Origin of the sequence: Pseudodesulfovibrio hydrargyri, from assembly GCF_001874525.1 — a bacterium.
GTDB lineage: Bacteria > Desulfobacterota > Desulfovibrionia > Desulfovibrionales > Desulfovibrionaceae > Pseudodesulfovibrio > Pseudodesulfovibrio hydrargyri.
In genome coordinates, this window is the sequence record NZ_LKAQ01000001.1 from 740,951 (window position 1) to 753,957 (window position 13,007).

Consider the following 13,007-nt stretch of genomic DNA (forward strand, 5'->3'; position numbering starts at 1 on the left):
CAAAAGCATAAGGCCCGCTCCCGCGGGCCTTATGCTTTTGCTTTGTTCCTTCTCGACGACTAGCGGGAATGGCATTCCCGGCAGCAGAAATAGCAGCCGTCCGCATCCGCGTAATACTCCCGGGCCTTGGCGATCGCCCCCTGGCAGGACTTGAATTCGCCGAGATAGATGCAGTTGTCCGGCTGGGGCCTGTACCCGCACAGGCTCGTGTGGACCTCGTGTTCGCCGGTACGTTGGGCATGCTTGTTGACGTAATATCTATACATGAAACCTCCCGTAGTATGACGTTTGTTCCATCATATAGAACACGATGTGAAACGCAAACAGAATATCGGCTAGCCGGTTGCCATAGGCAAAAAAATAACCACCCGCGATTATTGCTTTCCCACGTACTTCGCCAGGATGGCCTTGATCCGCCCTTCGGCCCGCATCCGTTTGACCGCCTCGTTGAACTCGGGCAGCCGCGCGGCATAGCGGCAATCGCGGTTGATGAGCAGGTGAAACGGCATGGCCTCCAGCGAGACGTCCGTCTCCACGACGCGGCCCGCCACCCCGCCCTCCTCGATCAGGGGCCAGGCGGCCATGGGCCACTCGATGGCGATGTCTCCCCGATGGTTGGCCAGCATGAGCCAGACGTTCTTGAGCATCGGGGACTCGTAGGTCTTGATGCCGCGCGAACGGATGAACTTATCGTTCCAGCCGTTGCCGTGGTAGGTGACCACCACCAGCCCCAGCCGGTAGATGTCGTCGATGGACTTGATGTTCCTGATCGCCGCGCCCTTGGGATGGCCCACGGTGGTGAAGACCTTGAGCCGCTTCATGTAGAACGGGTCGTCGTGCGTGGCCGCGTAGACCAGCCGCTCGGCCGTGGGCACGGTGATCATGGCGTCGGCCTCGCCCGACCGGACCAGGGCCTGGCAGCGGCTCCACGGATAGGCCTCCCACTTGGCGCCGACGCCCACGCGGCCCAGGGCCTCGCTGACGATATCGAAGAAAATTCCGGTCATGTACCCTTCCCCGGTCCGGGTGAAAAAGGGCCAGTAATCCGGATAGACCACGCGCAGGGGCTCCTCCGCCGACACCGGGCAGGAGCCCGCCAGAAGGGCCACGGCCAGACACAGGCCGGGCAGCCATTTTCCGGCGATGCTGAATTTTATTCGCAGTTTGTTTCCGCGCATGTTCGGACGGTAGCAGATTCCTTACCTCAGTCAACAGCATACGCACCGATTCATGCGGAAGTACGGCAATGACGAAAAAAGCCGCCCGAAGGCGGCTCTTTTTCTGTGTTGTCTTATAGTTGCCAGACTATTTTTCTTTCTTGTTGGCTATGCCCTCTTTGCGCAGGAACCCGCCGATCCACGAGCCCGCGCCCTGGATGGCGGTGTACAGCGAGGGGACCACGAGCACGCCCAGAAGCGTGGCCGCGATCATGCCGCCGAAGACCGAGGTACCCAGGGCGTGGCGGCTGGCCGAGCCCGCGCCCGAGGCCCGGACCAGGGGGATGACCCCGAGGATGAAGGCGAACGAGGTCATCAGGATGGGCCGGAAGCGCAGGGCCGCCGCGGCCTTGGCCGCCTCCAGGATGGACATGCCCGCGTCGTGCTTGTCCTTGGCGTACTCCACGATCATGATCGCGTTCTTGGCCGCCAGACCGATGAGCATGACCAGGCCGACCTGGGCGTAGACGTTGTTGTCCAGCCCGCGCATCCACTGGGCCGACATGGCCCCGAAGATGCCCAGCGGCACGCACAGGATGACCGCGAACGGCGTGGTCCAGCTCTCGTACTGCGCGGCCAGGACCAGGAAGACCATGACGATGGCCAGGCCGAAGATTATTCCGACCTGTCCGCCCGCCGTCTTCTCCTGGTAGGCGATGGCCGTCCAGTCGTAGCCGTACCCCTCGGGCAGGCTCTTCGCGGCCACGTCCTCCATGGCCGCGATGGTCTGGCCCGAGCTGTACCCGGCCGGGGTGGCCGCGTTGATCTCCACCGTGCGGAAGACGTTGTAGCGCTGGATGTACTCCGGCCCGGCGATGCGCTTGGCGTTGCTCAGGGTGGACAGCGGGACCATCTGGCCGGTGTTGGAGCGCATGTAGAACCGGTTCAGGTCCTCCAGCCGGGTGCGGAACTGGGACTCGGCCTGGGCCATGACCCGGTAGGTGCGCCCGTACTTGTTGAAGTCGTTGATGTAGTAGCCGCCCAGGTAGGTCTGCAGCGTCTTGAACACATCGGAGATGGGCACGCCGAGCTTCTTGGCCTTGTCGCGGTCGATCTCCACGAAGTACTGCGGCACGCTGTCGCTGAAGGTCGTGAACAGGTTGGTGATCTCCGGGCGCTTGGACGCCTCGGCGATGAACTGTTTGGTCACGGCGGCCAGCTCGGCCACGGAGTTGCCCGAGCGGTCCTGGACCTCGAACTGCAACCCGCCGGTGGAGGACAGGCCCGGGATGGGCGGCGGCGAAAAGCCCATGACCACCGCTTCCTGGATGCCCCAGAACGCCTTCTGCGCCTTGCCCATGATGGACGCAAGCGACAGGTCGGGCGTGGTCCGCTCGGACCAGTCGTCCAGAATCACGAAGAGCGCCGAGGTGTATGAGGAGTACGCCCCGGTCAGCAGGTTGAACCCGCCGAGCACGACGTAGTTCTGTATGCCCGGCGCGTCCTTGAGGTAGGCCTCGACCTTTTTCATGACCGCGTCGGAGCGCTCCAGCGAAGCGCCCTCGGGCAGGGAGACGTTGATGATGAAATAGCCCTGGTCCTCGTCCGGCACGAAGCTGGACGGCAGGATGGAAAACAGCCCGCCGCAGGCCCCGATCAGCACGGCCACCACGAGCACGCCCATGAAGGCGCGCCGGACCATGGCCGCCACGGCCTTGTTGTAGCGCGCGGTGACCCAGTCGAAGACCGTGTTGAACTTGCTAAAGAACCAGCCGAGCGGCCCACGGATGGGCGCGTACGGCCGCAGGATCAGGGCCGACAGGGCGGGCGACAGGGTCAGGGCGTTGACCGACGAGATGGCCACGGACACGGACAGGGTCAGGGCGAACTGCTTGTACAGCTGGCCGGTGATGCCGCCCATGAAGGCCACCGGGATGAACACCGCGATGAGCACCAGCGTGCTGGCGATGACCGGGCCGGTGACCTCGCTCATGGCCTTCTTGGTGGCGTCCTTGGGGCTCATGCCCTCGTCGTCGATGTTGCGCTGGGTCGCCTCCACCACCACGATGGCGTCGTCGACCACGATGCCGATGGCCAGGACCAGGCCGAACAGGGTCAGGGTGTTGATGGAGAACCCGAGCATGGGGAACAGGGCGAAGGTGCCGATCAGGGAGACCGGCACGCAGACCATGGGGATGACGGTCGTGCGCCAGTTCTGCAGGAAGACGAAGACCACCAGGAAGACCAGGATCAGCGCCTCGTACAGGGTGGACATGACCTCGTCGATGGACGAGTTGACGAACCGGGTGGTGTCGTAGGGAATGGAATAGTGGATGCCCTCCGGGAAGTACCGGGACAGGTCCTCCATGGTCGCCCGCACCTGTTTGGCCACGTCCAGGGCGTTGGAGCCGGGCAGCTGGTAGATGAGCATGGAGGCGTTGGCCTGGCCGTTGAGCCGGGCGAAGGTGAAGTAGTTCTTGGCCCCCAGCTCCACGCGGGCCACGTCCTTGATGCGCACGTTGGACCCGTCGGCCTCGGCCTTGAGGATGATGTTGCCGAACTCGTCCGGGTCGGCCAGCCGCCCCTTGACTCGCAGGGTCATCTGGAACTGCTGGTCCTTGGGCGTGGGCGGCATGCCGATCTGGCCCGCCGGGGCCTGGGTGTTCTGCTCCTCCACGGCGTTGATCACGTCGCTGACCGTCAGATTGTAGGAGGCCAGGCGGTCCGGGTCGAGCCACAGCCGCATGCCGTAGTCCAGGTCGCCGAACATGTTCACGTCGCCGACGCCCTCGATGCGTCTGAGCGCGTCATAGAGGTTGATCTTGCCGTAGTTGTTCAAAAAAAGCGTGTCGTATTCCGGCTTGTCCGAGGTCAGGGAGACGATAAGCACGAACTCGGGCGACTGCTTGCGCACGGAGATGCCGGTGTTGCGGACCTCCTGGGGCAGTTGGGGCGAGGCCAGGTTGACGCGGTTCTGCACGTCCACGGTGGCCAGCTCCAGGTCGCGGCCCAGTTGGAAGGTCACGGTCAGGTTCAGGGAGCCGTCGTTGGCCGAGATGGACTTCATGTACATCATGTCCTGGGCGCCGTTGACCTGCTCCTCGATGGGCGCGGCCACGGACTGCTCCACGGTGGCGGCGTCCGCGCCGGTGTAGGTGGCCTTGACGCTGACCGAAGGCGGCGAGATCTGCGGATACTGGGCGATGGGCAGGGCGAACAGGGAGAGCGAGCCCACCAGCAGGATGATGATGGCCACCACCGAGGCGAAGATGGGCCGGTCGATGAAGAAGCGGACGAACATGGGCTACTCCGCTCCGGTCTTCGCGCCGTCGCCCGGGGCGGGTTGGGCCGCTCCCGGATCGGGCCGGGCCGCGTCGCCGGCGACCGGCGCGGGCGTGGCTCCGGCGTCGCCGGAGGCCTCGGTCTGCTGCGGGGTGCCGGGGTCCATGGGGACCACCACCGGCTTGATCTTCATGCCCGGCTTGACCCGGTTGATGCCCTCGGCCAGAACCATGTCCCCGGCCTGGACGCCCTCGGTGACCACGGCCAGGTTCATGGACTCGGTGCCGAGCTTGACCGGCTGGTTCTTGACGGCCCCGTCCGCGTCCACCAGGTACACGGACTTCATGCCCTGGACATCCATGATCGCCGTGACCGGGATGACCACCGCGTCCTGGTGGTTGGAGACGCGCACCCGGACCTTGGCGTACTGGCCGGGCTTGAGCAGATTCTCGGGGTTGGGGAAGAGCACGCGGATGCCCAGCGTTCCGGTCTGCGGATCCACGGTGGGATCAACCATGTCGAAGCGGCCCGGCTGGCTGTATTCGCCGCCGTCGGCCAGGATCAGGCGGATGGGCCGCTGGCCGGACTCGCGGGCCTTCTGGTCGCGCATGGCCCGGATGTAGTCGCCCTCGCTGACGCTGAAGCTGACATAGATCGGGTCCATGGTGGAGATGGTCGCCAGCAGCGTGTTCTCGCCCTGGCCCACCAGGTTGCCCACGTCCACCTGCACCCGGCCGATGACGCCGTCGATGGGCGAGTATATCTTGGTGTAGCCGAGCTGGATTCTGGCGTTCTCCACCTTGGCCTTGTTATCGGCTATCTGGGCCTTGTAGGTCGCCGCCTGGGTCTCGTAGCTCTCGTATTCGTCGCGGCTGACCACGCCCTCGTCAAAGAGCTTCTTGAACCGCTTCAGGTCCTTGGCGGCCTTGTTGTACAGGGCCTGATTGTATTCCAGACCGGACTGGGCCTGCTTCAGGTCCTCCTCGAACGGCTTGGGATCGATGACGAAGAGCAGGTCGCCCTTCTTGACGGTCCTGCCTTCCTCGAAATTCTTCTCTATCAGGAACCCGGCCACGCGCGCCCGGACCTCGACGGTCTCGTGGGCGCTGATCTGGCCGACCCACTCGCCCCAGTTGGGCACGTCGCGGATCTCGGCCTTGACCACCTTCATGGGCGCAGCTTCCTGGGGCGCATTCTCCGCCGCCTTTTTGTCATTATTGCCGGAGCATCCGGCCAGGGCCAGGGAGAGAAACAGGACGACACCACAGACCGACGCGGAACGCAAAACAGAGTTTACCATCTCGAAAAACCTTGCATTGTGTTGTTATGAAAAGACCTCTCGTCACCATGGACAATTGTGCACACCTTACAAGCTTCACGCAAGCATGTATATTAGTTATTTCACATAATGCGTGCACTTGCGCCATTCCGGCAGGGCTTAAACCGGCACCCTCCGTATTGACTCCGGCCCGGCCAGACCGTACTTATCGGTCAGCGACAACCGCCTTCAATCAGCACGGAGAGGAAAATGGGCCAGAATAACTGCAGAGAAAACCCCATGAAGGGCATCCCCCTGGGCATCAACTTCACCACCTTCATCTACTCCCTGTCGTCCTCGGCCATGGTCGCCCTGGGCGAGGCCGCCGATCCGGGCACGGGCAAGGTCTCCTTCAACAAGGACCTGGCCAAGCACACCATCGACGTGCTCGGCATGCTCAAACAGAAATTCGACAACGGCCTGGAGGAGGACGAGAAGAAGCTTCTGTGCGACCTCGTCTACAACCTGCGCATGGCCTACGTTAACAAGACCAAATAACGGGAACGACAATGTCTCAGATCATCAAGGCCGGGCTGGTGGGCGTCACCGGCTACACCGGCATGGAACTGGCCCGGCTCATGATCCACCACTCCTCCATGGAACTGGTCCGGGTCACCTCCCGGTCCGAGGCGGGCAAGAAGCTCGCCGACCTCTACCCCTTCCTCAACCGGCTGCCGCTGGGCGAACTGGTCATCACCCAACCCGACGCCGCCGACCTGGCGGACTGCGACGTGGTCTTCCTGGCCGTGCCGCACAAGACCGCCATGGAGATCGCGGCCGAGCTGATCGAGGCGGGCGTCAAGGTAGTGGACCTGTCCGCCGACTTCCGCATCAACGACAAGGCCACCTACGAGGCGTGGTACCAGGTGGAGCACACCCGCGCCGACCTGCTTAAGGAAGCGGTCTACGGGCTGCCCGAGCTGTACCTGGACCGGATCATGGGCGCGCGGCTCATCGCCAACCCGGGCTGCTACCCGACCTCCTCCATCCTCGGCCTGGCTCCGGCCCTGTCCGCCGGGCTGGTGGAGACGGACAACATCGTCATCGACGCCAAGTCCGGGGCCTCGGGAGCGGGGCGCGGGGCCAAGGTCGGCAACCTGTTCTGCGAGGTGGCCGATTCCTTCAAGGCCTACGGCCTGCCCACCCACCGGCACACCCCGGAGATCGAACAGGAAATTTCCAAGCTGGCCGGGACCGAAATCACGGTCTCGTTCAACACCCACCTGCTGCCCATCGACCGGGGCATCCTGTCGACCATCTACACCCGGCTCAAGGGCGAGGCCGATCTCGACGCGGTGCACCGGACGTACACCGACTTCTACGCGGACAAGCCCCTGGTGCGCGTCCTGCCCAAGGGCCAGCTGCCCGAGACCCGGTTCGTGCGCGGCACGGTCTTCTGCGACATCGGCCTGGTGGTCGACCCGAGGACCAACCGGCTGATCATCCTGTCGGCCATCGACAACCTCTGCCGGGGCGCGTCGGGCCAGGCGCTGATGAACGCCAACCTGATCTGCGGCCTGGACATCGACGAAGGGTTGCCCATGGCCCCTATGATGCCCTGACGCCGTATTCCATTCCGACAAAATGAGAGGCCGTCGTCACCGACGGCCTTTTCTTTTTTCCGCCAATGTATATATTGGTGGAGGACAACCTTAACCCCATCCCCAACATGGAGGATATCTATATGGATTTCAGCGAGATATTGGAACGGCGCAGGGCCATCAACTTTTTCGATCCCTCGCAGGACGTGCCCGACGACCTGCTGCGCACCGTCCTGGCCGAGGCGGCCATGGCCCCGTCCAGCTTCAACCTCCAGCCATGGAAGGTGAAGATCCTCCGCGACCCGACGCGCAAGGCCGCACTGCGCGCCGTGGCCTTTGACCAACCCAAGATCACCGAGGCCCCCGTGGTGCTCATCCTTCTGGGCGACCGCGACGGCTGGAAGGAAGGCACCCCCAACTTCGAGGGCCATTTCCAGCACAGCATGAAGCCGGAGCAGCGCGACTACCTGGTCAACTCCACCAAGTTCCTGTACGGCGACACCCCGGACGCCTCCCTGGCCTTTGCCGCCAAGAACGCGGGCCTGTTCGCCATGTCCTTCATGTTCGCCGCGTGCTCCCACGGCCTGGACACCCACCCCATGGACGGGTTCGACCGCGAGGCCGTGCGCAAGGAGTTCAACATCCCGGACCAGTACTGGATTCCCATGCTCATCGCCGTGGGTCACCGCATTCCGGACCTCCAGGTCCACCCCAAAGCCTGGCGCCAACCTTTAGACGATATGATCTTGGAGTAAGGCGGCTTCCGATAGCGGGCCATCTGCACATTTTTTCCGGGGGGCTTTCATCCTCACGTAGACGGCTACGCTGCGGTGAAAGCCCCCCGGAAGAAAATGCACAGCTGACCCACTCTCGGAAGCCTTGTGCGAACGCGGTAAGAGAGCCGCTGTCGGGTGCTGGCGCACCCGAATCGCTCCAAGGAAGACAGATCCTTCGATTCATTGCTGAGTCGAAGGCTTTTTTTGCGTCTACCACCCCGCGAAGCGGCGATAGGAAGTTTAGGATAGGATGGGGATGGGGGGCCGGGGAAGGGGAAGGAAAAGCCCTTTTCAAAGGGTTTTCCTTCCCCTTCCCCCGGCCGCCGGAGGCATTCCTATCCCAACTTCAGACCGTTGGGGCAGGGTTTGTCGGGGATGGCGAGGACGACGCCTTCGGGGCTGAAGAAGCCGGTGACCAGGCATTCGGAGCGCATGGGGCCGATCTGTTTGGGCGGGAAGTTGACCACGCCGACGATCTGTTTGCCGACGAGTTCGTCGGGGTTGTAGAGGTCGGTGATCTGGGCGCTGGACTTGCGCGTGCCAATGTCCTCGCCGAAATCCACCAGGAGTTTAAAGGCCGGGACGCGGGCCTCGGGAAAGGATTCGGCCTTGACGATGGTGCCCACGCGCAGCTCCACCTTTTCGAAATCGTTCCAGGATATGGTTTCCATGGGGCTCTCCGTTTGATTGTCTTCGGGAGGAGGTAGCACGTTTGCCGGGCACAAGAAAGGGGACCCGAAGGCCCCCTTTCCGGCTGTGGGAATGGAGTGAGACAAAACTATCGACGCACGGCGTAGGCCGAGGATTTGCGGATAATCGCGACAAGGGCCAGGACGCCCAGGACCATGACCAGGGTCAGGTGCACCCACTCGATGGCCAGGATGGCGGCCGGGTCCAGGGTCACGCCGGGCAGGTTGCGGTAGACGCGCAACAGGCCGGAGACGACCAGGCCGAAGACGACGCCCGCGCGGGCCAGCCCGAGGCCGGTCAGGGCAAGGGTGTTTTTCCAGGACTTGATCCAATTGACCGCGACCAGGGCGACCAGAAAGAGCAAGGCCACGCCCAGAACGTAGTGGATCTTGTGCACCAGGAAGAAGTCGCCGGTCCAGGCCATGCCCGGCACCGTGGTCAGGGCGTAGCGTTTGGCCAGGGGCATCTGCATGAACCCGGTGAAGGTCAGGGCGGCCACCAGGAGGATGAACAGCCGGGAAATCCAGGCCGGATAGGGTCTAGTCCTCATGATCGCCCTCCCCCTTGCTCAGCAGCTTGGAACCCAGGCCGAGGACGCCCGCGGCGATGCCCGCCACCGGGGCGATGAACGCGGCCGCGGCCAGGTTGGTCTCGTCGGCCATGACGTCCTTGACCGGTCCCATATGCGGCTTGCCCGGGCCGAGGGGGGTGCGCTTCCTCTTGCCCTTTCCCGCCTTGTTCGCGCCGGGGCCGGAATCCTTGTCGATGGCCCGGTCAATGAGCTCGAACGGGACCGGGGAGACGTACAGGGTGTTGGTCCCGCCGTTCTCCTCCAGGCCGTAGATGAACCCGTTCATCTCCCTGGCCAGTTCCTTGGCCCGGGCCACGATTTCATGACGCGGGCCGATGGTTTGGACGTCCTCGGGGCAGACCGCGATGCACGCGGGCAACTCGCCCTGGTCCAGGAGCTGGTGGCAGCGGTCGCACTTGTACATGACCCCGTTGCCCGCCAGGCGCGGCATGAGATGGCGGTACAGCCCCACCCCGGACTGGCGCTGGGGGATGTGCCACGGACACACGGCCCGGCACTTGGCCCCGCCCATGCACAGGCCGGGGCTGATCCGGGTCAGTCCGTTGACCTGCTTGTTGGCCGCGCCGAACGGGCACATGTTGGCGCACGGCGGGTTCTGGCAGTGCATGCACCGTCTGGGAATATTGATGGCGTATGGCTTGCCCTCGTACTCAACCACGGCGTTCTGCAGAAAAAGCCAGTTGTAGGGCGTCAGCCGGTCGTCCACGTCGCGCATGTCCGACCAGTCCTCGGGCTTGGCCCGGCGGGACGGAAGCATGTCCGGAAACGGCTTGACCGGCTCCGGGAACTTGGCGCTGTTGGATTCGCGGCAGGCCTCGACACAGGCACCGCAGCCGATACACTTGGACAGGTCGAGCAGGGTTGCCAGTTCGCCGTCCGACGGCGCGCCCGCCCGCTCTTGAGCGGCCAAGGTTGGCGCGGCCGGGATCAGCGCCCCGGCGGAGCCCACGCCCAGGGCCTTGAGGAACCCGCGTCGGCTGACGGCTTTTGCCCGATATTTCTTCTCTGACATGTTGGTTTGCCACCTCGTCTTGGTATGCTTGCGGACCGGACATCCTTCCGGCGTTTCTGTACATACCCTATAGGGGTATAATTCCGAAAGTCAACCCCGGCAGAGGTGTTGGGCGATGAATCGGGAAGCCGAGGGATCACCTCCTCGCCCTGTCTGCTTTAAAATGTTAACATGCTGTTAAAATTACACTTGTCCACGAAGCTGCCAACACGGCGTTTGACACAATACCCATTTTCATTATAAGTAGTCGATTCGGATTGTAAGTCCTTTCTTGATCGGAAGCTTCCATCGCATGGTACGGCCTGACCCCTGAAGGCCGACCGGAACCAGGCCAGACGACCGAATTTCTTTCGAAACCCGACAACGGTTGGGAGGCTTGACGTATGATTTCCAGAGGTAACGAGATGCTAAAAGACGACAAATGCGCCTGCGGCAAGACCGCCAAACTCATCATCGACGATAAGACCTTCGAGCTGCCCGTGATCATCGGCACCGAAAACGAACACGCCATCGACATCACCCGGCTGCGAAACGAAACCGGCTACATCACCTACGATCCGGGCTACGCCAACACCGGCTCCTGCAAGAGCGACGTGACTTTCGTCGACGGCGAAAAGGGCATCCTGCGCTATCGCGGCTACCCCATCGAGGACCTGGCCGAACACGCCACCTTCATCGAGACCGCCTACCTGCTCATCTTCGGCGACCTGCCCACGCGCGGCCAGCGCCAGAAGTTCCGCGACCTCCTGAGCGAGCAGGAGCTGCTGCACGAGGGGCTCAGGCACCATTTCGAAGGGTTCCCGTCCACCGGGCATCCCATGGCCATCCTGTCCGCCGTGATCAACGCCCTGGGCTGCTACCATCCGGACCTCCTGGAGATCGACTCCAAGGCGGACTTCCTGCGGGCCGCGGCCAAGATCATCTCCAAGGTGCGCACCATCGCGGCCTGGTCCTACCGCAAGGCCCAGGGGCTGCCGTTCATGTACCCGGACCCGAAGCTCTCCTACTGCCGGAACTTCCTGCACATGATGCATTCCATTCCGCACCGCCACTACGAGCCCACGGACGCCCAGGTCCGCGCCCTGACCCTGTTCTTCCTGCTCCACGCCGACCACGAGCAAAACTGCTCCTGCTCCACCGTGCGCATGGTCCAATCCACCGAGGCCAACCTGTTCGCCTCGGTCTCGGCCGGCATCTGCGCCCTGTGGGGACGGCTCCACGGCGGAGCCAACGCGGGCGTCATCGAGATGCTCGAGCACATCCACGAGGGCGGCACGTCCATCCCGGACTACCTCGAAAAGGTCAAAAACAAGGAATGCAAGCTCATGGGCTTCGGCCACCGCATCTACAAGTCCTTCGACCCGAGGGCCAAGATACTGCGCAAGGCCGCCCACGACATGCTCGAGTCCACTGGCCACGACGACCCGCTGCTGGACATCGCCCTGGAGATGGCCGACGCGGCCATGAGCGACGAGTACTTCATCGAACGCAGGCTCTACCCCAACGTGGACTTCTACTCGGGCATCATCCTGCGCGCCCTGAACATCCCGGTGAACATGTTCACGGTAATGTTCGCCATCGGCCGCATGCCCGGCTGGATCGCCCACTGGTACGAGGCCTACGCCGACGGCGCCACCAAGATACACCGCCCGCGCCAGGTCTACACCGGCCGCGAGCCCAGAGTCTACGTGCCGCTGGACTCCAGAATCTAACGTCAAGAACCGGAGGCCCCGCCAGGGGCCTCCGGTCCGTTCCGGCCCCGGAGTGAATTTCACCGCATGAACGCCTTTCACAAACCGATCAAACACATCGCCTGCGTGGCCTCGAACTCGCCCAAGGCGGTCAAGGGGTTCAGGCAGCTGGCCGAGCGCTACGAGCTGGTCCCGACCGACGAAGCCGACGTCCTGGTGGCCCTGGGCGGCGACGGGTTCATGCTCCAGACCGTGCACGACTACCGGGATTCCGGCATCCCCATCTACGGCATGAACCGGGGGACCATCGGTTTTCTGCTCAACCGCTTCGAGCTCGACGGGCTCATGGAGCGGCTCGACCGGGCTCATCGCGTGGTCCTCAACCCCCTGGTCATGACCGCCGAGACGGTGGACGGCAGGTCCTGCACGGCCCTGGCCTTCAACGAGGTTGCCCTGCACCGCTACTCCCAGCAGTCGGCCAACATCCGGGTGCTGGTCAACGGACGCGAGCGGCTGGACCGGCTCGTCTGCGACGGCGTCATGGTGGCCACCCCGGCCGGAAGCACGGCCTACAACCTGTCCGCCCACGGCCCGATCATCCCCATCGGGTCCAACGTTCTGGCCCTCACCCCGGTCAGTCCGTTCCGGCCCCGCCGCTGGGACGGGGCGCTCCTGCCCCACTCCGTGGAGGTGGAATTCATCGTCCTCGATCCCCAGCACCGGCCGGTGGGCGCGTCCGCCGATTCCTTCGAGATCCGCGACGTGGCCAGGGTGCGCGTGGCCGAGGACCATTCCCGGCCCGCCCTGGTCCTGTTCGACCCCAACCACTCCCTGGAGGAGCGCATCTTCAACGAACAGTTCGTGCACTGATCCCGGAGCCCCCCACCGGGTGTATTGTACAACCGGGCAAATACGGTATAGTGTTCCCCGCAACGAACGAATTTCCCA

At 63.6% G+C, this 13,007-nt stretch carries 12 protein-coding genes; 5 read left to right on the forward strand and 7 right to left on the reverse strand.

Going from position 1 to position 13,007, the window contains the following annotated elements:
- Positions 1–59: 59 nt before the first annotated feature.
- The 4 genes from BerOc1_RS03435 to BerOc1_RS03450 all read right to left on the reverse strand — a co-directional run bounded on the left by BerOc1_RS03435 (position 60) and on the right by BerOc1_RS03450 (position 5,610).
- Entirely contained in the window at positions 60–266 is a 207-nt protein-coding gene (locus BerOc1_RS03435) for a hypothetical protein (RefSeq protein ID WP_071544303.1), read from the reverse strand.
- A 108-nt stretch (positions 267–374) separates the two neighbouring features.
- On the reverse strand, positions 375–1,178 hold the full coding sequence (locus BerOc1_RS03440; protein ID WP_071544304.1) for a substrate-binding periplasmic protein: 804 nt from the start codon (positions 1,176–1,178) through the stop codon (positions 375–377).
- Between the two features lie 127 nt (positions 1,179–1,305).
- Positions 1,306–4,458, reverse strand: coding sequence for an efflux RND transporter permease subunit (locus tag BerOc1_RS03445; protein WP_084641036.1), 3,153 nt, complete (start codon positions 4,456–4,458; stop codon positions 1,306–1,308).
- 3 nt (positions 4,459–4,461) lie between these two features.
- On the reverse strand, positions 4,462–5,610 hold the full coding sequence (locus tag BerOc1_RS03450) for an efflux RND transporter periplasmic adaptor subunit (RefSeq protein ID WP_242652845.1): 1,149 nt from the start codon (positions 5,608–5,610) through the stop codon (positions 4,462–4,464).
- A 357-nt stretch (positions 5,611–5,967) separates the two neighbouring features.
- On the opposite strand from BerOc1_RS03450, the gene BerOc1_RS03455 reads away from it, so the two are divergent.
- The 3 genes from BerOc1_RS03455 to BerOc1_RS03465 all read left to right on the forward strand — a co-directional run bounded on the left by BerOc1_RS03455 (position 5,968) and on the right by BerOc1_RS03465 (position 8,053).
- The gene (locus BerOc1_RS03455; RefSeq protein ID WP_071544306.1) at positions 5,968–6,255 is read left to right on the forward strand and encodes a DUF1844 domain-containing protein; all 288 of its coding nucleotides are present in this window, start codon (positions 5,968–5,970) and stop codon (positions 6,253–6,255) included.
- An 11-nt stretch (positions 6,256–6,266) separates the two neighbouring features.
- On the forward strand, positions 6,267–7,319 hold the full coding sequence (gene argC, locus BerOc1_RS03460; protein WP_071544307.1) for an N-acetyl-gamma-glutamyl-phosphate reductase: 1,053 nt from the start codon (positions 6,267–6,269) through the stop codon (positions 7,317–7,319).
- A gap of 122 nt (positions 7,320–7,441) precedes the next feature.
- Positions 7,442–8,053, forward strand: coding sequence for a nitroreductase family protein (locus BerOc1_RS03465; protein WP_071544513.1), 612 nt, complete (start codon positions 7,442–7,444; stop codon positions 8,051–8,053).
- A 356-nt stretch (positions 8,054–8,409) separates the two neighbouring features.
- Here the strand turns inward: BerOc1_RS03465 and BerOc1_RS03470 are convergent, their stop codons facing one another.
- The 3 genes from BerOc1_RS03470 to BerOc1_RS03480 form a co-directional block, all read right to left on the reverse strand.
- Positions 8,410–8,745 carry a tRNA-binding protein gene (locus BerOc1_RS03470; RefSeq protein ID WP_071544308.1) on the reverse strand — a complete coding sequence of 112 codons (336 nt, stop codon included), beginning with the start codon at positions 8,743–8,745 and terminating at the stop codon, positions 8,410–8,412.
- Between the two features lie 107 nt (positions 8,746–8,852).
- On the reverse strand, positions 8,853–9,314 hold the full coding sequence (locus tag BerOc1_RS03475; protein ID WP_071544309.1) for a 4Fe-4S ferredoxin: 462 nt from the start codon (positions 9,312–9,314) through the stop codon (positions 8,853–8,855).
- On the reverse strand, positions 9,304–10,368 hold the full coding sequence (locus BerOc1_RS03480; protein ID WP_071544310.1) for a 4Fe-4S dicluster domain-containing protein: 1,065 nt from the start codon (positions 10,366–10,368) through the stop codon (positions 9,304–9,306). The genes BerOc1_RS03475 and BerOc1_RS03480 overlap by 11 nt, the downstream gene beginning before the upstream one ends.
- 383 nt (positions 10,369–10,751) lie before the next feature.
- Between BerOc1_RS03480 and BerOc1_RS03485 the strand changes: the two genes are divergently transcribed.
- Together BerOc1_RS03485 and BerOc1_RS03490 are read left to right on the forward strand one after the other, a co-directional pair.
- The gene (locus BerOc1_RS03485; protein WP_084641038.1) at positions 10,752–12,080 is read left to right on the forward strand and encodes a citrate synthase; all 1,329 of its coding nucleotides are present in this window, start codon (positions 10,752–10,754) and stop codon (positions 12,078–12,080) included.
- A 66-nt stretch (positions 12,081–12,146) separates the two neighbouring features.
- On the forward strand, positions 12,147–12,929 hold the full coding sequence (locus BerOc1_RS03490; RefSeq protein WP_071544312.1) for an NAD kinase: 783 nt from the start codon (positions 12,147–12,149) through the stop codon (positions 12,927–12,929).
- The last annotated feature ends 78 nt before the right edge of the window (positions 12,930–13,007 follow it).

Excerpts from the sequence above, each read along its gene's own strand:
- BerOc1_RS03475 (WP_071544309.1), bottom strand. The coding sequence starts at position 9,314 with ATGAGGACTAGACCCTATCCGGCCTGGATTTCCCGGCTGTTCATCCTC.
- BerOc1_RS03480 (WP_071544310.1), bottom strand. The coding sequence starts at position 10,368 with ATGTCAGAGAAGAAATATCGGGCAAAAGCCGTCAGCCGACGCGGGTTC.
- BerOc1_RS03440 (WP_071544304.1), bottom strand. The coding sequence starts at position 1,178 with ATGCGCGGAAACAAACTGCGAATAAAATTCAGCATCGCCGGAAAATGG.
- BerOc1_RS03490 (WP_071544312.1), top strand. The coding sequence starts at position 12,147 with ATGAACGCCTTTCACAAACCGATCAAACACATCGCCTGCGTGGCCTCG.
- BerOc1_RS03465 (WP_071544513.1), top strand. The coding sequence starts at position 7,442 with ATGGATTTCAGCGAGATATTGGAACGGCGCAGGGCCATCAACTTTTTC.
- BerOc1_RS03485 (WP_084641038.1), top strand. The coding sequence starts at position 10,752 with ATGATTTCCAGAGGTAACGAGATGCTAAAAGACGACAAATGCGCCTGC.
- BerOc1_RS03445 (WP_084641036.1), bottom strand. The coding sequence starts at position 4,458 with ATGTTCGTCCGCTTCTTCATCGACCGGCCCATCTTCGCCTCGGTGGTG.
- BerOc1_RS03455 (WP_071544306.1), top strand. The coding sequence starts at position 5,968 with ATGGGCCAGAATAACTGCAGAGAAAACCCCATGAAGGGCATCCCCCTG.
- BerOc1_RS03450 (WP_242652845.1), bottom strand. The coding sequence starts at position 5,610 with ATGAAGGTGGTCAAGGCCGAGATCCGCGACGTGCCCAACTGGGGCGAG.
- argC (WP_071544307.1), top strand. The coding sequence starts at position 6,267 with ATGTCTCAGATCATCAAGGCCGGGCTGGTGGGCGTCACCGGCTACACC.
- BerOc1_RS03435 (WP_071544303.1), bottom strand. The coding sequence starts at position 266 with ATGTATAGATATTACGTCAACAAGCATGCCCAACGTACCGGCGAACAC.
- BerOc1_RS03470 (WP_071544308.1), bottom strand. The coding sequence starts at position 8,745 with ATGGAAACCATATCCTGGAACGATTTCGAAAAGGTGGAGCTGCGCGTG.